Source organism: Andreprevotia sp. IGB-42, from assembly GCF_009848685.1.
Taxonomy (GTDB): domain Bacteria; phylum Pseudomonadota; class Gammaproteobacteria; order Burkholderiales; family Chitinibacteraceae; genus Andreprevotia.
The window spans coordinates 428,173-444,435 of the sequence record NZ_WXTX01000002.1; the positions used below are offsets into that span (position 1 = coordinate 428,173).

A 16,263-nucleotide genomic window follows, 5' to 3' on the forward strand; every position below is an offset into this window, starting at 1 on the left:
CATCCGTCAGGTTTTTAGATATGCGATCTCTTGTCATCATTGCGCTTCTTGCCATCTGCAACCTTGCCGGCGCGACGGAACTGGCGCCCGGCCAGACTGGGGCATACCAGACTCGCCCCGGTGAGGCCGACTCGACACTGACCATCCTGAAGGTGGAGAAATACAACGATCTCGGCCCGGTGGTGCACATCCGCGTGGACAAAATCCGGATGAAAAACCCGGTCAAGGGCAATGTGGTTACCAACATTCCGCACCTTCCCTTCAAGGAAGCGGCCATCCGCTCCAGCATCACCAGATTGCTTTCACGCGCCACTTCGGTTCCGGCTTTTCAGGAAGGCTACGACACCTGGAAGACCGCGTATCTCGCAGGCAAGGCCGGCGCATTCAACATTCCGGTCAGCGCTACGCTTGATGGCATGCTCGGCGCAAAATGGACTGAAAAGTAACGCAGGCGCTTGATTCCCTCGCCAAGCCAAAGCATTGCGGCGAGTTACCGCTTGCATCACTGCCGGATTTGATTGAAAGCGAGGCCGCTGAGGCTGGCTTAGCCCGTTCTCCGCAATGCTATCCTGCTGTCTACGCCCCGCAACCCTCTCGCTGCAAAGCGGCCATCCCCAGCGACAGCAACCGTTGCCTCCCCAGCGGCACGATGATATAAAAGGGCTGTCGGAAAAGGCAGACTTGGTTTGGTAAGCCCAAGTCCTTCTGGTAACGGAAGCTCTGGTCTTTGGCCTCGTGCACAGGATCCCCACGTCGAACATCGGGCGCTGCAAGCGCCGTTATTCGGCCGTGCGGTTCTCAAGGTGGGGAACGCTCCGGTCGAACATCGACTGAGGCGCATTCCATGCACAACCACACCCCCCATATTCATGATGTCATCATTGCCGGTGCCGGCCCCGTCGGCCTGTTGCTGGCTTGCGAACTGCGCTTGCAGCAACTGTCGGTACTGGTGCTGGAGCAAGCGTCAGCCCCGCACACCCCGCTGAAGTGCCTGCCCTTCGGCATGCGCGGTCTGTCCATCCCTACCCTTGAAGCGCTGCACCGTCGCGGCCTGCTGGACGAACTGCTGGCGGTGCAACGCGCACACGAGCCTGCTGGCAAGATTGCGACTGCCGCCCACTGGCTGCAACAAGCGCACAGGCCAGCCGGCCATTTCGCGGGCATCCCGTTTTATCAGGACGACGTCGACACCACCCGGTGGCCATATCGGCTGACAGGTCCGGCCGATACCGGCATGGCCGTCACGCTGGATACGCTGGAAACAGTGCTAGCCCAGCGTGCCAGCGCGCTGGGGGCAGAAATCCGCCGGGGCTGCGGTGTCGATGGCTTTGTCGCGTCGGACACCGGCGTAACGGTTCGCGCCGGTGATGAAGCATGGCACGGCCGCTGGCTGGTCGGCTGCGATGGCGGCCGCAGCGCAGTCCGCAAGGCGGGCGGCTTCGAATTTGCCGGCAGCGATGCCGAGTTCACCGGTTACTCCATCGAAGCCGAGCTGGCCGATCCGGCAGCGCTGCAACCCGGCCGGCACTATACGCCAACCGGCATGTACACCTACGCGCAACCGGGCACGATTGCGCTGGTGGATTTCGATGGTGGCGCGTTTCACCGCAAGCCGCTCACGCAGGCGCATGTGCAGGCGGTATTGCGCCGCATATCCGGCGCGGATGTCACGCTGACGGCGCTCCGCCTTGCCACGACCTGGACGGACCGTGCCCGACAGGCCACTGTCTATCGCCGAGGGCGGGTGCTACTTGCTGGCGATGCCGTGCACATCCACTCGCCGCTGGGCGGCCAGGGGCTCAATCTCGGATTGGGGGACGCAATGAACCTGGGCTGGAAGCTGGCGGCCACCATCCGTGGCGATGCGCCAGCCGGCTTGCTGGACAGTTACCAGCAGGAGCGGCACCCGGTGGGCGCGCAGGGGCTCGATTGGTCACGCGCGCAAGTGGCACTGATGCGCCCGACGCAGAGCACGCGCGCGCTGGAGGCCATCATGCGCGATCTCATCGGCACCCGTGATGGCGCAACGTATTTCGCCCAGCGGGTGTGGGGCATTTCGCTGCGCCATGATCTTGGCGACAGTCACCCGCTGACGGGCCGCAGCATGCCCGACTTCGAATTTGCCGATGGCACGCGGGCGGGCAGCCTGCTGCAAAATGGGAAAGGGCTGCTGCTCGATTTCGATGACAGCGCTGTGCTGCAGACACTCGCCCACCGCTGGGGCGAGCGGGTAAGTTACGTTACCGGCGATGTACAAGACCGCCTTGGCCTGCAGGCAGTACTGGTGCGCCCGGACGGGATCGTCGCCTGGGCGGGTGAAACCGCCGCTGATCATGAAGACGTTGATCAGGCGATGGCGCGATGGTTTGGCGCGCCTGTGGATGCAGTTGGTCGCTGATGCCTTGCGTAGCAGGGGATTTCTGCAACCGCTGGCGGTTCCGGCGCACCTGCCGATCATCACCAGCTGCAGCAGGTTGAAAAGCGGCGAGGGGCATCACAGCGCTGGTCAAACCGGACGGAAGCGGCAACGGGCATGCCGGCTCAATGCTGGTGATCGGCATCTGCCTTGATCGTCAATGCAGAGCCAGCGGCACCGGTATAGAACACCACCAGCTTCACCGGTTTGTCGCCCACCACACGGCCGTTGTGCCATACGTCGACCACTTCGGCAAATGCATCGCCCGGCTTGGCGAGCTTCTTGCTGCCATCCTTCAGCGAGACTTCCAGCTGCCCTTCCACGATATAGGCAAACGACGGGACCGGGTGCTTGTGCCAGCCGGTCTCGCCGCCCACAGCAATATCGATCACCAGCGCGTTGACCTCGGCCGGGCCTTGCGGGAAGACCAGCGGGGCACCGTTCCAGCTGGTGCCGGTCTTGAGGATGGCGGCGGCCTTGACCGCTGGGACGGGTGCCGGCGTGGCATCCAGCGCATGGGTAACAGGGGCAAGCAACAAAAGGGCAATGATGGGCAGCAAACGCATGCAGGCAACTCCGGATTGATCTGGGGAACAAAGACATACAAAATTGATGCCAATGGCATATATCCATGAGCCCGAATCATACCCGCTACTGCCGCTGGGGTTGCATGTACCAGCAAGCGCGCCGGCCACCCGCGCTGCTCAGGTGGGTAAGCTTCAGCTGGCGCGCGAGCACACCAGCGAAAAACGGCCGTTGGCGCTACCCGCTTCGCCATGAGTGCCAGCTAGCGTATTGAATTTCCTGGCATCGGCCTGCTTGCCGAAAAACACGATATAGAACAGCCGGCCGGTATCGTTGTAGGCAGCCAGCCGCAAGCCGGCGATGGCAAGCCCGTTGGCAAGCACCAGCCGCCGGTACTTGAGTGCCGTGTAACTGAGCAGCATGCCGTCCTTGCCCAGCAGGGATGCGCCATCGTACGCGCTATCCTTGTCTTCCAGCATGTACAGGTCTTGCGTGTCAGCCTTGAGCACCATCGCGCTGCGGAATTTCTCTATCGGCCTGGACAGGCGCTGCGGAGGCTCGAACACATAGCCTGCGCTTTCCAGCGCCGGCTGCAGTTGCAGCAACAACGCGGGATCGCAGCGGCTGAATGACTGCAGGAAGAGGCGTGTCTGCGCATCATCCAGCGTGACCGGGCTTGCGGCCTGCGCCGCTGTGCTGATTGCAGCGCCCAGCAGGAATGTGGCAATGCCTGCACGGCAGGTATGGATGATGGCTATCACGGTGCGGGCTCCGATGGCTGAATAGCCGTCAAACCGTACGGCATACTGGTGGCAAGGTACCAGCCAGCATGGACTGGGCAGGTGACAATGGCGGTAATGCCCATCGACTGGACGCCTACCAGTCCAGCGTGGCGTTCACGCCCGCAAACACGTTGCGCCCAGGTGCCGGCTCGAAATAGCGGCCATTGCTTTCGTTGACGATCACCGAGCCGGCGTAGTCCTTGCCCAGCAGGTTGTCGATACGCAGGTATTCCTTGAAGCGCCATGCACCAGCGCGCTGCTGCAGACTGGCCTTGGCATTGAACGACAAGTACGCGGCGCGGCTATCGCTGTTCAGGTCATTGACGAACATGCGGCCGCCGTAAACCGCTTCCAGCCCGAACTGCGGCCCGTCCGGCTGGGCCTGCCATACCAAGTCGCCAAAGAAGCTGCTTTGCGGCACACCGGGGATGCGGTTACCGGCGGCAATCTGCACCGGCACGCACGGCGTGGTAGCACAGCTTTTGAAGGCCTCTGCATATTCCGCACGTAGCCAAGAGTAGGCGACGCTGCTGCTGAAGCCGTTGCCCCAGCTGCCCTGCGCGCCGATTTCCAAACCGTCGCGGCGGGTTCTGGCCACGTTCTGGTACACCGCGCGGCCGCCGGCATTGGCGAACGTGGCGATTTCGTTGTGCGTATCGATATGGAACAACGCCACATTCATCTGCCAGCTGTTCCCCAGCCGCGCCTTTGCGCCCAGTTCGTAGTGATCGCTTTCGGCCGGCTGCAGGCCAAGGTTCAAACCGGTGGTCAGCCCGGATGTGGAGCGGTACGACAACTCGTTCAAGGTGGGCGTTTCAAAGCCCTGCCCGTATGCAGCATAAAGATTGAACGCATCGGTAGCGCGCCAGGTGGCGCCCAGTGCGCCGCCCAGGTGCCGGTAATCCACTCCACCGCTGTCATCACCGTTGCCGGGCGTGATGTAGTGATCGGCAGAGCGGATATGCACGCTGCTGTTGCGCAGGCCGGCGTTGAGCAGCCACTGCGTACCGGGCTCCCACTGCAGTTGCAGGTACTGGTCGACATTGTTCACGCGATTGATTTCGTTGCGGCGCATGCGCCCCTGCACGCCCAGTTGCTCGCCGATGAAGTTCTCGTAGCCTTTGCGGTCTTCGTCCAGGTATTCCGCATTGATACCGGCCACCACGTACAGCGGCAGCGTATCGAAGCGGTGTGTCCAGTTTGCATCCAGCCCCTGGTATTGCCGTTGCAGGTCGATCACGCCGCCGGGGCTGGTGGGCGGCAATTGCGATGCCTTGGGGATGGCCTGGAATTGCGTGGTGGCACGCTCGCCCAGATAGATGCTGGCATGCACGCTGTCGTTCTGCCCCAGCTCCACCTGGTAATTGGCGCCCGCCTGCTGCTGGCGCACCGATTTGCGCGTATTGAAGCGCACCGCGCTGGCATCGGCCTGGCGCGGGTCTGCCTCGAACTGTGCGCGCGATAAGCCCAGCGGATCCTGCGTCTCCTGCATGTTCATGCCATTGGCTACCAGCGACAGTACGCCCGCCTCGCCAACGGCGAAGCTCAATCTGGCATTGGCCAGATCACGCGTGGCGGCGCTGTGCGCGCGGTAGCCATCGGTCTCGAAGCGGTTGGCATCGATCAGGTAATTGACGCCCTGCTGCAAGCCGCCGGCCTTGATGCCCACCTTGCTGCTGCCATAGCTGCCGCCCGCCACGCTGGCCTCCAGCTGGTTGCCGGGTTTGCCATCTTCGGAAAACACCGCGATGGTGCCGCCGGATGCATTGCCATACAGCACCGAGTACGGCCCGCGCAGCACCTCGATGCGCCCGGCCGAGGCCAGATCGATATGCGAAGTCTGCCCTTGGCCATCGGGCATGGTGGCGGGGATGCCATCCACGTACAGGCGCACGCCACGCACGCCGAACGTGGAGCGCGCGCCAAAGCCGCGTACCGATACCTGCAGATCCTGCGCGTAGTTTTGCCGGTTTTGCACCACCACGCCCGGCACACGCGCCAGCGGTTCGGACAGATTGACCGTGGGCTGTGCATCCCGGATGGCTGCCTGCCCCACCACATCGATGGACGCGGGCAGATCGAACGCACTTTGCGATACGTGCGTGGCGGTGACCACCACGGTATCGAGCGTGACGGCATCCGCAGCGCCCTCTGCTGCGTGGGCCAGATGGGCCACAGCGGCAAAGCTGCCGGCAGCCAGCCACAGCAGGTGCTGCCGGCGGGAAAACCTGATCGGTGTGGCAGCAGCAGAACGGTAGCGCATGGGGTTCCCTGTCATGCAGCCACAGGGCTGCGGTGTTTCAATCGACGATCTTGCCACGCAGCGATTTGATTTCACCGCGCAGCGTCTTGCCATCCATGCGGCGGCGTTGCGATGCGCGCGTGGGCTTGGTGGCGCGGCGGATCACCGGCTCGTGGGTGACGCTTTCCAGCAGCGCCAGCAGGCGGGCGATGCCTTCTTCACGGTTCTTGTCCTGGCTGCGGTGCTGCTGTGCCTTGATCACCACCACGCCCTCCTTGGTGATGCGGCTATCGTTCAGCGCCAGCAGCCGTTGCTTGTAGATATCCGGCAGCGACGACGCGCGGATATCGAAGCGCAGGTGCAGCGCGGTGGACACCTTGTTGACGTTCTGTCCGCCCGAGCCCTGTGCGCGGATGGCGCTGAAATCGATTTCTTCTTCGCGCAGTATGATCTTGCTCATCCACCGCCCCCTTGCTGCTCGCGCTCACTCAACCAGCGCAATGCGCCCCGCCCGGCTGCACGACCGGTGGCAAAGCACGCGGTCAGCAGGTAGCCGCCGGTGGGCGCTTCCCAATCGAGCATTTCGCCGGCACAGAATACGCCGGGCAGTTGCCGCAGCATCAGACCATCATCCAGCGCGGCAAAGCGCACACCGCCCGCACTGCTGATCGCTTCATCGATGGGGCGGGGCCGCAACAGCGTCACCGGCAGCGCCTTGATGGCATGGGCCAGCTTTACCGGATCGTTGAAATCAACCTTGCTCACACATTCGCGCAGCAGTGCGGCCTTTACGCCATCGATGCCCACCTTGCTTTGCAGGTGGCTCGATAACGAGCGGCTGCCGCGCGGTATCGCCACTTCATCCAGCACGCGCTGCAGATCACGCCCCGGCGCCAGATCAAGATAGACGGTGGCACTGCCGTGCGCGCTGATCGCATCGCGGATGCGGCTGGCAAATGCATAGATCAGGCTGCCCTCCAGCCCGTGCGCGCTGACCACGAACTCGCCGATGCGGCGCTCGCTGTTGCCGTGCAGGTCGGTGAAGCTGAGCGCCACGGATTTGAGCGGGCTACCGGCAAACTTCTGCACCAGGAAATCGCTCCACGCGACATCGAAGCCGCAATTGGCTGGCAGCAGCGGCGCAATATCGGCGCCGCGTGCCTGCAATAGTGGCAACCACGCGCCGTCCGATCCCAGCCTGGCCCAGCTGGCGCCGCCCAGTGCCAGCACGGTGGCATCGGCATGAATATGTTGCTCGCCATCTGCCGTTGCAAAGCGCAGCGCGCCGTCTTCTGCCCAGCCCAGCCAGCGGTGCCGCGCATGCAATTGCACACCTTGTGACTTGAGCCGCAGCAGCCAGGCACGCAGCAGCGGCGCGGCTTTCATGTCCTTGGGGAACACCCGGCCGGACGAGCCAACAAAGGTTGCTATGCCCAGATCGTGTATCCACGCTTGCAGCGCAGCGGCATCGAATGCCTGTATGTAGTTTTGCAACGAAGTCTGGCCTGCGCCGTAGCGTGCAAGGAAGGGCTCGGGTGGCTCTGAATGGGTGATATTCATGCCACCGATGCCGGCCAGCAGGAATTTGCGGCCAACCGAGGGCATGGCATCGTAAACATCGACTGTAACCCCGCCGGATGCCAGCATTTCTGCGGCCATCAGCCCGGCTGGGCCGCCACCGATGACGGCAACGCGGGGAACTGCAGAGCGATTATTGGCTGAAGGCATGGCAGGCAATCGATAGGGCGCCGGTAACACGCGCAAGCCGGAATTTTACCGGAAGCAGGCTGGCCTGCCCGGTGTTCCACGTACCCTTTTCTGTTTTGTATAAAAGTTACGGAAAATATGGTCTTGATAACGTAATAAAACTACCGTATATTACGTAGCAATACTACACAACCCAAGGAGAGCAAGCCATGATTACCATCGTCGCCGCTGCTATTGAACGTTTCTTCGGCACCCCGGAAAACATTGAAGTGAACGCCCGCGTAAACCGTCTGGCTGGTCTGGCCGCTGCTGAAAAGTATGATGGCCGCGTATTGAAGATCACCGGCAGCCGCGCCAAGGTGTGCTGGCCCAAGGGCGAGAAGACGGTTGAAGATCTGAACAGCCTGATCCTGATCGCCGAGTAATTGCCGGCCAGCAGTACAAAAACGTAAAGCCCCTGCCAGAGGGGCTTTTGTTTGGGCGCTGCAAACGCGCCACTAGGATGCTGCCGCAAGGCTGGATACCAGCCCATGCATGCAGCTTCGATGCGGGCACCGAGTCGGGTTGAGTATCTCGGCTGGCAAGCCGGACTCCACACGCGAAAGCCGCCAGCCGCGGTTACTCAGGCCAGCGTCTATCGTTCCCGCGCCGCCACACTCAGGCGGAGCCCAGCATGCGCTGCGCCAATGCTTCCGCCACCTTGATGCCGTCCACACCCGCAGACAGGATCCCGCCCGCATAACCCGCGCCTTCACCAGCCGGGTACAGGCCGTACACGTTCAGGCTCTGGCAATCGTCCCCGCGGGTGATGCGCAGCGGTGAGCTGGTGCGTGTTTCCACGCCGGTGAGCACCGCATCATGCATGGCAAAACCGCTGATCTGTTTATCGAATGCCGGCAATGCCTCGCGGATGGCGGCAATCGCGTAATCGGGCAGGCTGGGATCGAGCGAGCCGAGCTTCACGCCCGGTTTGTAGGATGGCTCCACCGCACCCAGCGCCGTCGATGCCCGGCCGGCAATGAAATCACCCACCAGTTGCGCCGGGGCCTCGTAGTTGCCGCCACCCAGCTCGAACGCACGCGATTCCAGCGCACGCTGGAAGGCGATGCCTGCCATCGCGTCGCCCGGGTAATCGGCCGGGGTGATGCCCACCACGATGCCGGCATTGGCATTGCGCTCGTTGCGCGAGTACTGGCTCATGCCGTTGGTGACCACGCGGTTGAGCTCCGAGGTGGCAGCCACCACGGTGCCCCCAGGGCACATGCAGAAGCTGTACACCGAGCGGCCATTTTTTGCATGGTGCACCAGCTTGTAATCGGCGGCGCCCAGCAACGGGTGGCCGGCGTATTTGCCCAGCCGTGCCTTGTCGATCAACGATTGCGGGTGCTCGATGCGGAAACCCACCGAGAACGGCTTGGCTTCGACGAACACGCCGCGCTGGTGCAGCACCTCGAAGGTATCGCGTGCGCTGTGGCCCAGCGCCAGCACCACGTGATCGCTGCGCAGCTCGCCGCCATCCGCGAGGCACACGCCGCGTATCTGCTTCTTGCCATCGGCGGTGTCGTCCAGCACCAGGTCGGTCACGCGCTGGCTGAAGCGGATTTCGCCGCCCAGCGATTCGATCTCCGCACGCATGCGCTCGATCATGCCCACCAGCCGGAAGGTACCGATGTGCGGCTTGCTCACGTAAAGGATTTCTTCCGGCGCACCGGCCTTGACGAACTCGGTGAGCACCTTGCGGCCCAGGTGGCGCGGGTCCTTGATCTGGCTGTAGAGCTTGCCGTCAGAGAACGTGCCGGCGCCGCCTTCGCCAAACTGCACGTTCGATTCCGGGTCCAGCACGTTCTTGCGCCACAGGCCCCAGGTATCCTTGGTGCGCTCACGCACTTCCTTGCCACGCTCCAGCACGATGGGCCTGAAGCCCATCTGCGCCAGGATCAGCGCGGCAAACAGGCCACAGGGGCCAAAGCCGATGATCAGCGGGCGGTGCGCCAGCTGGGCCGGCGCGCTGCCGATAAAGTGATAGCCGGTATCCGGCGTGGCGGTCACGTTGCGGTCGTCGGCAAACTTGCGCAGCAGCGCGGCTTCGTCCTTGATGTCCAGATCCAGCGTATAGATGAACATCATCGGCTTGCCCTTGCGCGCATCGTAGCTGCGCTTGAACACCGTGGCGGCCAGCAGGCGGCTGGCAGGGATGCCCAGCTTCTGCAGGATGGCCGCAGTGAGTTCTTCGGGCGTGTGTTCCAGTGGCAGGCGCAGTTCGGTGATTCGCAACATGGTCGGTCCGTTCATTCCTTAAACGCAAAAATCGCCACTGAAGGCGATTTGCGATGTTCAATACCGGCATTGTAAAAGCTCGGCGCAATCGGCGCTCGGCACAATGACGAACGCGGCGGGGCGGGCCTCCTGCCTGTTGTGCCCTAACTGATCGCTGATATGGCATCAAGCGCCGGGCGAAGACCGGCTCGAATCTGCTGCGACACACGAAACAACAGCCCTCTTTATTCCAACCCACGCCCCCCGCCATCGCCGCCGCGAGGCAGGCTCGCTGACGCTCGACATTGGCACCGATTAGCCGCAGCCCAGCGCTGAGACGCGGTTATCCTGACTCACAGACGATGCGCTGCGGATGGCTGTAAACCGTGATGCGCTCGCCACGGGCAAAGCCGATCAGTGTGATGCCGGCCTCCCCAGCCAGTTGCACTGCCAGCGCAGTGGGCGCGGAAATCGCCGCGACGATGCCGATATTGGCTGCCGCTGCCTTGTGAACGATCTCGTATGACGCACGCGATGTCATCACCAGCACGCCATCCCGGCGGGTATCCCGCGCAATGGCACCGACCAGCTTGTCCAGCGCGTTGTGGCGGCCGACATCCTCGCGCACGGTCAGTGTGCCGCCTTGCCACCAGCCGGCGGCATGCGTGGCACCGGTGAGCGCATTCAACGGCTGCAGGCTGGCCAGTTGCGCGATGGCGACGCTGACATCGGCTGCTGGCGTGGCAAACGGATTATCCACCCGCGCCACCGGCCGGATCGCGCTGGCCAGCGATTCATGCCCGCACAAGCCGCAACCGGTGCGGCCAGCCAGGCTGCGGCGTACGTCCTTGAGGATGTGAAAGCGCTGCTCCAGGATACGCATGTCCACGGTAACGCCATCAGCGCCTGCACTGATATCCAGATCGAGCAACTCGGCCGGCCCGGCGATGATGCCCTCGGTCAGCGAGAAACCCAGTGCAAAATCGGCCAGATCCTGCGGGCTGGCCATCATCACCGCGTGCGCGATGCCGTTGTACACCAGCGCCACCGCTGTTTCCTCGGCCACGCATTCATCCAGCGGCGTGGCCATACCGCGCTCGATACGCAATGCGGGCAGCTGTTGCGCGCCGGTTTGCGGCTGCGGCGCCGCGGCGCACTGCTGCCGGCCGGCATCGGTCAGCCATAGCGTGCGGCGCTTGCCATCGTCACGCGTGGTCAGCCAGCCCAGGCCACCTGCTTCTGCGCTGCTGGCGAGCACTGCCAATGCACGGTTGAGCTGGCTCATGCCCAGTTGCAACTGCTTGCCGATGCGGTGATCGGAGAGCCCGTCTTCTTCACACAGCAGCGCCATGATGGCGATCAGCGTGTCATCCATCAGGCGGGCACCACCGCATGCAGCGACAGCTTGACCGGCACCGATTTGGAAGCAGGCGTGCGGGCGCGGTCTGCCATGCTCGAGAGCGGTACCAGCGCATTGGTTTCCGGGTAATAGCTGGCCAGGCAGCCGGCGGGGATATCGTACTCCACCAGCAGGAAGCGCCGCGCCACACGCTCGCCGTCGTGCCACACCGAGGTCATGTCCACCCATTGCCCGGCAGCAAAGCCCAGCCGCGCCAGATCGGCCGGGTTGATGAAGCACACGCGGCGATGCCCGTATACGCCACGGTAACGGTCATCCAGCCCGTAAATGGTGGTGTTGTACTGATCGTGGCTGCGCACCGTCATCAGGTTGAACAGCGGCACATCGGCATGCTGGCGGCGCAAGGTGGCTATCGGCAGGTCGGTGGGCACTGCGTGGGCGATGAAGCGTGCCTTGCCGCTAGCGGTTTTCCAGTTGCGCTCGCGCGCGCTGTTGCCCAGATAGAACCCGCCGGGCACGTGCACGCGCTGGTTGAAATCGGCAAAGCCATCGATCACTTCGGCGATCTTGTCGCGGATGCGGTCGTAATCTTCCACCAGCCACAGCCACGGCGTTTTGCTGTGCGGTAAAGCGGCCAGTGCCAGCCGCGCCACGATGGCCGGCTCGGACAACAATTGCGATGCGGCTGGCACGTTCATGCCGGCAGAGAGATGCACCATGCTCATCGAATCCTCCACCGTCACGCCCTGCGGGCCGCCGGCCTGGATATCGATCTCGGTACGGCCGAGGCACGGCAGGATATATGCGGCACGGCCGTGCACCAGGTGCGAGCGGTTGAGCTTGGTAGTGACATGCACGGTGAGGTCACACTGGCGCAATGCCTGCTGGGTGCGGTCTGCGTCCGGCGTGGCGCTGGCAAAGTTGCCACCCATGGCAAAGAACACCCTGGCGCTGCCATCCAGCATGGCTTCGATCGCGCCCACCACGTCGTGACCAGGCTTGCTGGGCGGGGTGAAGCCGAACGCCTTGCCCAGCTTCTGCAGGAAAGCTGGCGATGGCTGTTCGTAAATACCCATGGTGCGATCACCCTGCACATTGGAATGCCCGCGTACCGGGCAGGCGCCGGCGCCCGGCTTGCCGATATTGCCCTTGAGCAAAAGCAGGTTGACGATGGCCTGGATGGTAGCCACCGAATGCTTGTGCTGGGTGATGCCCATGCCCCAGGTGAAGATGCTGGCGTTGCTGGCAAGGTAGATTGCCGCGGCCTCGCGCAGCTGTACCTCGGTCAGGCCCGATTCCGCTGTTATCGTTGCCCAGTCTGCTGCCTCCACCTCCGCCCTGAAGGCCTCGAAGCCATCGGTATGCGCGGCAATGAAGTCGCTATCGACCTGGCCTGATTCCAGCACCGCCTTGGCAATGCCGGTAACGGCGGCCAGGTCCCCGCCGATGCGCAGCTGGTAATAACTCGATGCAATGGCGCTGCCGTTCAGCGACAGCATGTCCAGCGGGCTTTGCGGATCGGCAAAGCGCTCCAGCCCGCGCTCGCGCAGCGGATTGAACACGGCGATCCTGCAGCCGCGCTTGGCCGCCTCGCGCAGCGTGCCCAGCATGCGCGGGTGATTGGTGCCGGGGTTCTGGCCAAAAATGAAGATCGCCTCGGCGTGCTCGAAATCTTCCAGCGTGACCGTGCCCTTGCCGATACCGATCTGCTCTTTCATCGCCGTGCCGGAGGGTTCGTGGCACATGTTCGAGCAATCGGGCAGATTGTTGGTGCCGAACTCGCGGATGAACAGCTGGTACAGGAACGCCGCCTCGTTGGAGGTGCGCCCGGAGGTATAGAACAGCGCCTGATCGGGGTGATCCAGCGCGCCCAGCTGCGCGGCGATGGCGGCAAAGGCTTCATCCCAGCTCGCCGGCACGTAGCGATCCGTCGCCGGCTCGTAGCGCATGGGTTCGGTCAGCCGGCCCTGTGCTTCCAGCCAGTAATCATCGTGTGCGGCCAGCGCCGCCACCGTGTGCTGCTCGAACAAGACGCGGGTGACACGACGCTCGGTGGCCTCTGCAGCCACGGCCTTGGCGCCGTTCTCGCAGAACTCGAACGTGGAATGGTGGTTCTTGTCCGGCCATGCACAGCCGGGACAATCGAAGCCATCGGGCTGGTTGGCGCGCAGCAGCGTACCCATGCCACGCGCCATCACGCCCTGCTCGCGCAGCGTATGGAATACGCTTGTGAGCGCCCCCCAGCCTCCGGCGGGCCGCTGGTATACCCTGATCGCCTGCTTGCTCACTGTCCACCGCTCCCGGAAGCTGTTCAGAATCGTGCTGCGGGGGCCTGCCCGGCACACATCTTCATGTTGCTGGCACCCACTCCCAAGGATCTTGTCGTGGTTCCTGCATGGCGGCGGGCCGGTATCCCCAGGTGCTTATGATAATCCGGGCCGGCTGCTTACGGCAGCTGCATCGGTGGCGGCAGGGGCAATGACGTTCAAGCAACAAAAAAGGGCCGCGAGGCCCTTTTTTTGCATTACGCATGCCAGCACGAATCAACCGTTGGCATACGGGCCGGTGCAGGTCAGGCGGGCGATGTCATCCTGCGTGAGCGGGCAATAGTAGATCGTGCCCGGGGTGCCATAGCTGCAGGCCGGGAGCGGACGCGGAGTGCAGGTAGCAACGATCATGCCGCTGTCGTAGCTGGAGGCGCTGCGGGCAGCCAGTTTTTCGGACAGTGCATCCGTATCGGCGGCGGCGGCAAAAGCGGACGACAGAGCGAAACCGAGGGCAGCGATATAGGCGAATTTCATTGTTTCTCCAACGATCTGTAAGTTTTAGTTAACTTCACGAGAGGTATTCCCGCAGAAGAAACATAATTTGCTTATGTAGATTTTCATACATACTTACTTGAATTTACCGATGAACGGTATAAATTTTCCAATGGACGGAAAAATAAGCCAAAAGAAAGTTGTTTGTACAACACCCATCGCAAACTTCTGCTGAAATCCGCTCAGTTGCTTACCCTATTCATTCACCTTTATTCCTCACGATAGCTTGTCTTTACGCATGGTTCGTCAGTTACCTTTCCCGCAAAAGCGAAAGGGCTCCGCAGAGCCCTGTCGCTACTACCGGATCAGTACGCGATCAGTTTGCGTAAGGGCCGGTACATGTCAGTTGTGCATATTCGTCCGGCGTCAGCGTGCAATGGTTGATGGCACCAATGGGGGCGTAGTAGCAACCTGGCAGCGGGCGCGGCACGCAGGCAGCAGCCACGATCAGGCCGCTGTCGTAGCTGGCACTGCGCACAGCCAGCTTTTCGGAAAGGACATCTGTTTCAGCAGCAGCAAACGTGGATACAAGCGCGAAGCCAGCGGCGGCGATATAAGCAAGTTTCAATTCAACTCTCCTGTAGCGTAAGTTTTTCTTCATGCAGCGAGAAACATTCCCGCACAGGAAACATAAATTGCTTTCGTGAATTTTTATAAAAACTGACCAAAAACCCGATAAACGGTTGATTTCCAGCATTCACCAGACACTAGACTGCTGCTGCAAACTCCACATCGCCACCACCGAGGCGCATCGGCAACACGGCAAGTCAAACGATCAGGACACCGTGCGCACCTGCCTTGCAACCCAGATACCTACCAGGCCGATCAGGCAGCTGAGCACGCCCACCCAGCCAAAGTGCACCAGCCTGCCTGCCGCATCCTGGGTCATGATGAAACCCGCCAGCAATGCCGCCAGCCCGCCGGCAAAGTTCTGCACCGCCGAATTGAACGCCATCAGGCGACCGCGCATGCGTGCCTCGGTGGCACCGGTCACCAGCGCAGTCGCCGGAATGAAACGGCCGCTGACAAAAATGAAGAACAGCGCGGCAATCAGCAACTGCCAGGGCAAACCCAGCGGCAGGGTCAGCGTGACCAGCATGATGGGCACGAAGCTGGCAATTACCAGCCCGCCCAGCACCGTGGTGCGCGGATAGCGGTCCGTCATGCCGCCGATCCACGGGCGGGTCAGCAGCGTGACGGCACCGCCGACCAGGTAGACATACATCAGGTCGTGCGCGGAGATGCCCACGTTGGCAATCAACGCCGGCGAAATGTATGGAATCACCATGAAGCCGGACAGCATCAGGCAGGCGGTCACCAGGCAGGCCCACCAGTGGTTGGGCACGCTCAGCAGCTCGCGGTAGCTGGCCAGCAGGCCCACGCGTGGCCGGGTGGCCTGTTCTTCCAGGTGGCCGCGCACAGCCGGAATCGCGCGCCAGGCCACCAGCCATACCAGCGCGCACAAGCCGGCCAGCACACCGAATGGCCAGCGCCAGTTGGAATGACTGGCGATGAACAGGCCCATGGGTACGCCAAACACTGCGGACAGCGAGAAACCCAGCATCACCCAGCTCATGGCGCGGCCACGGCGCTCGTTCGGGATCACGTCGCCAACGATGGCAAAACAGATGGAACCGAGCACGCCGCCGAATACCCCGGCAATGCAGCGGCCCAGCAGCAGGCTGTAGAAGCCGGTGGCCGCCGCGCATGCCAGCGTGGCCACAACAAGGCCGGCGTAGCAGAACAGCAATGCATTGCGCCGATCGAAACGGTCCGCCAGCGAGGTGGCCAGCAACGACGAAACACCGGCAGTCAGTGAATACGCGGAAACCAGCATGCCGAATGTGGCCGGCGTGATGTGCATTTCCACCATCAGGAATGGCGACAGCGGCATCAGGATCATGAAATCGACGATGGTGGTGAACATCACCAGCATCAGTACGATCAACAACGGCTTTTCCGTGGAAAGTTGCATGGGGGCTCGCAAGGCTGGCGGAAACCCTCCACTGTACTCCCCCATACCTGCATGAATGTAACAGTGCGCACATCTGCAGCATACCGTTACCACAGCAAGCGGCATGATGGCACTGGTGGCGGGCACAACACGCCACGCCGGGATAATCCGTATCACGCCATGCGCTGCAACAAACTAGGCT

14 protein-coding genes are annotated in these 16,263 nt (G+C 62.5%); 3 read left to right on the forward strand and 11 right to left on the reverse strand.

What is annotated here, in order from left to right:
* The first annotated feature begins 20 nt into the window (after nt 1–20).
* Together IGB42_RS04770 and IGB42_RS04775 are read left to right on the forward strand one after the other, a co-directional pair.
* The gene (locus IGB42_RS04770) at nt 21–446 is read left to right on the forward strand and encodes a hypothetical protein (RefSeq protein ID WP_159667600.1); all 426 of its coding nucleotides are present in this window, start codon (nt 21–23) and stop codon (nt 444–446) included.
* A gap of 398 nt (nt 447–844) precedes the next feature.
* Complete coding sequence (locus IGB42_RS04775) at nt 845–2,398, forward strand: FAD-dependent monooxygenase (RefSeq protein WP_159667603.1); 1,554 nt, start codon at nt 845–847, stop codon at nt 2,396–2,398.
* Between the two features lie 143 nt (nt 2,399–2,541).
* Here IGB42_RS04775 and IGB42_RS04780 read toward each other — a convergent pair whose 3' ends face one another.
* The 5 genes from IGB42_RS04780 to IGB42_RS04800 all read right to left on the reverse strand — a co-directional run bounded on the left by IGB42_RS04780 (nt 2,542) and on the right by IGB42_RS04800 (nt 7,693).
* Nucleotides 2,542–2,982 (reverse strand): cupin domain-containing protein, encoded by a 441-nt coding sequence (locus tag IGB42_RS04780; RefSeq protein ID WP_159667605.1) that lies wholly within the window; start codon nt 2,980–2,982, stop codon nt 2,542–2,544.
* A gap of 153 nt (nt 2,983–3,135) precedes the next feature.
* On the reverse strand, nt 3,136–3,702 hold the full coding sequence (locus IGB42_RS04785) for a hypothetical protein (protein ID WP_159667608.1): 567 nt from the start codon (nt 3,700–3,702) through the stop codon (nt 3,136–3,138).
* Between the two features lie 115 nt (nt 3,703–3,817).
* Nucleotides 3,818–5,986 carry a TonB-dependent receptor gene (locus IGB42_RS04790; protein WP_201799824.1) on the reverse strand — a complete coding sequence of 723 codons (2,169 nt, stop codon included), beginning with the start codon at nt 5,984–5,986 and terminating at the stop codon, nt 3,818–3,820.
* Nucleotides 5,987–6,023: 37 nt separating this feature from the next.
* Nucleotides 6,024–6,425 carry an alternative ribosome rescue aminoacyl-tRNA hydrolase ArfB gene (arfB, locus tag IGB42_RS04795; protein ID WP_159667611.1) on the reverse strand — a complete coding sequence of 134 codons (402 nt, stop codon included), beginning with the start codon at nt 6,423–6,425 and terminating at the stop codon, nt 6,024–6,026.
* Complete coding sequence (locus tag IGB42_RS04800) at nt 6,422–7,693, reverse strand: TIGR03862 family flavoprotein (RefSeq protein ID WP_159667615.1); 1,272 nt, start codon at nt 7,691–7,693, stop codon at nt 6,422–6,424. Before IGB42_RS04800 ends, arfB begins: the two co-directional genes overlap by 4 nt.
* Nucleotides 7,694–7,881: 188 nt before the next feature.
* Here IGB42_RS04800 and IGB42_RS04805 point away from each other — a divergent pair, with 188 nt between their 5' ends.
* Nucleotides 7,882–8,097 carry a hypothetical protein gene (locus IGB42_RS04805; RefSeq protein WP_159667618.1) on the forward strand — a complete coding sequence of 72 codons (216 nt, stop codon included), beginning with the start codon at nt 7,882–7,884 and terminating at the stop codon, nt 8,095–8,097.
* A gap of 232 nt (nt 8,098–8,329) precedes the next feature.
* Here the strand turns inward: IGB42_RS04805 and IGB42_RS04810 are convergent, their stop codons facing one another.
* The 6 genes from IGB42_RS04810 to IGB42_RS04835 form a co-directional block, all read right to left on the reverse strand.
* On the reverse strand, nt 8,330–9,949 hold the full coding sequence (locus IGB42_RS04810; protein ID WP_159667621.1) for an NAD(P)/FAD-dependent oxidoreductase: 1,620 nt from the start codon (nt 9,947–9,949) through the stop codon (nt 8,330–8,332).
* Between the two features lie 322 nt (nt 9,950–10,271).
* The gene (gene fdhD, locus IGB42_RS04815) at nt 10,272–11,303 is read right to left on the reverse strand and encodes a formate dehydrogenase accessory sulfurtransferase FdhD (RefSeq protein ID WP_236822493.1); all 1,032 of its coding nucleotides are present in this window, start codon (nt 11,301–11,303) and stop codon (nt 10,272–10,274) included.
* Nucleotides 11,303–13,576 carry an FdhF/YdeP family oxidoreductase gene (locus IGB42_RS04820; RefSeq protein ID WP_159667623.1) on the reverse strand — a complete coding sequence of 758 codons (2,274 nt, stop codon included), beginning with the start codon at nt 13,574–13,576 and terminating at the stop codon, nt 11,303–11,305. Before IGB42_RS04820 ends, fdhD begins: the two co-directional genes overlap by 1 nt.
* 255 nt (nt 13,577–13,831) lie before the next feature.
* The gene (locus IGB42_RS04825) at nt 13,832–14,089 is read right to left on the reverse strand and encodes a hypothetical protein (RefSeq protein WP_159667626.1); all 258 of its coding nucleotides are present in this window, start codon (nt 14,087–14,089) and stop codon (nt 13,832–13,834) included.
* 334 nt (nt 14,090–14,423) lie between these two features.
* Nucleotides 14,424–14,804 (reverse strand): hypothetical protein, encoded by a 381-nt coding sequence (locus tag IGB42_RS04830; RefSeq protein ID WP_159667629.1) that lies wholly within the window; start codon nt 14,802–14,804, stop codon nt 14,424–14,426.
* 78 nt (nt 14,805–14,882) lie between these two features.
* On the reverse strand, nt 14,883–16,082 hold the full coding sequence (locus tag IGB42_RS04835; protein WP_159667632.1) for an MFS transporter: 1,200 nt from the start codon (nt 16,080–16,082) through the stop codon (nt 14,883–14,885).
* Nucleotides 16,083–16,263: the final 181 nt, after the last annotated feature.

Coding starts and splice junctions, on each gene's coding strand:
- IGB42_RS04770 (WP_159667600.1), top strand. CDS start 21: ATGCGATCTCTTGTCATCATTGCGCTTCTTGCCATCTGCAACCTTGCC.
- IGB42_RS04775 (WP_159667603.1), top strand. CDS start 845: ATGCACAACCACACCCCCCATATTCATGATGTCATCATTGCCGGTGCC.
- IGB42_RS04780 (WP_159667605.1), bottom strand. CDS start 2,982: ATGCGTTTGCTGCCCATCATTGCCCTTTTGTTGCTTGCCCCTGTTACC.
- IGB42_RS04790 (WP_201799824.1), bottom strand. CDS start 5,986: ATGCGCTACCGTTCTGCTGCTGCCACACCGATCAGGTTTTCCCGCCGG.
- arfB (WP_159667611.1), bottom strand. CDS start 6,425: ATGAGCAAGATCATACTGCGCGAAGAAGAAATCGATTTCAGCGCCATC.
- IGB42_RS04800 (WP_159667615.1), bottom strand. CDS start 7,693: ATGCCTTCAGCCAATAATCGCTCTGCAGTTCCCCGCGTTGCCGTCATC.
- IGB42_RS04805 (WP_159667618.1), top strand. CDS start 7,882: ATGATTACCATCGTCGCCGCTGCTATTGAACGTTTCTTCGGCACCCCG.
- IGB42_RS04810 (WP_159667621.1), bottom strand. CDS start 9,949: ATGTTGCGAATCACCGAACTGCGCCTGCCACTGGAACACACGCCCGAA.
- fdhD (WP_236822493.1), bottom strand. CDS start 11,303: ATGGATGACACGCTGATCGCCATCATGGCGCTGCTGTGTGAAGAAGAC.
- IGB42_RS04825 (WP_159667626.1), bottom strand. CDS start 14,089: ATGAAATTCGCCTATATCGCTGCCCTCGGTTTCGCTCTGTCGTCCGCT.
- IGB42_RS04830 (WP_159667629.1), bottom strand. CDS start 14,804: ATGCTGGAAATCAACCGTTTATCGGGTTTTTGGTCAGTTTTTATAAAA.
- IGB42_RS04835 (WP_159667632.1), bottom strand. CDS start 16,082: ATGCAACTTTCCACGGAAAAGCCGTTGTTGATCGTACTGATGCTGGTG.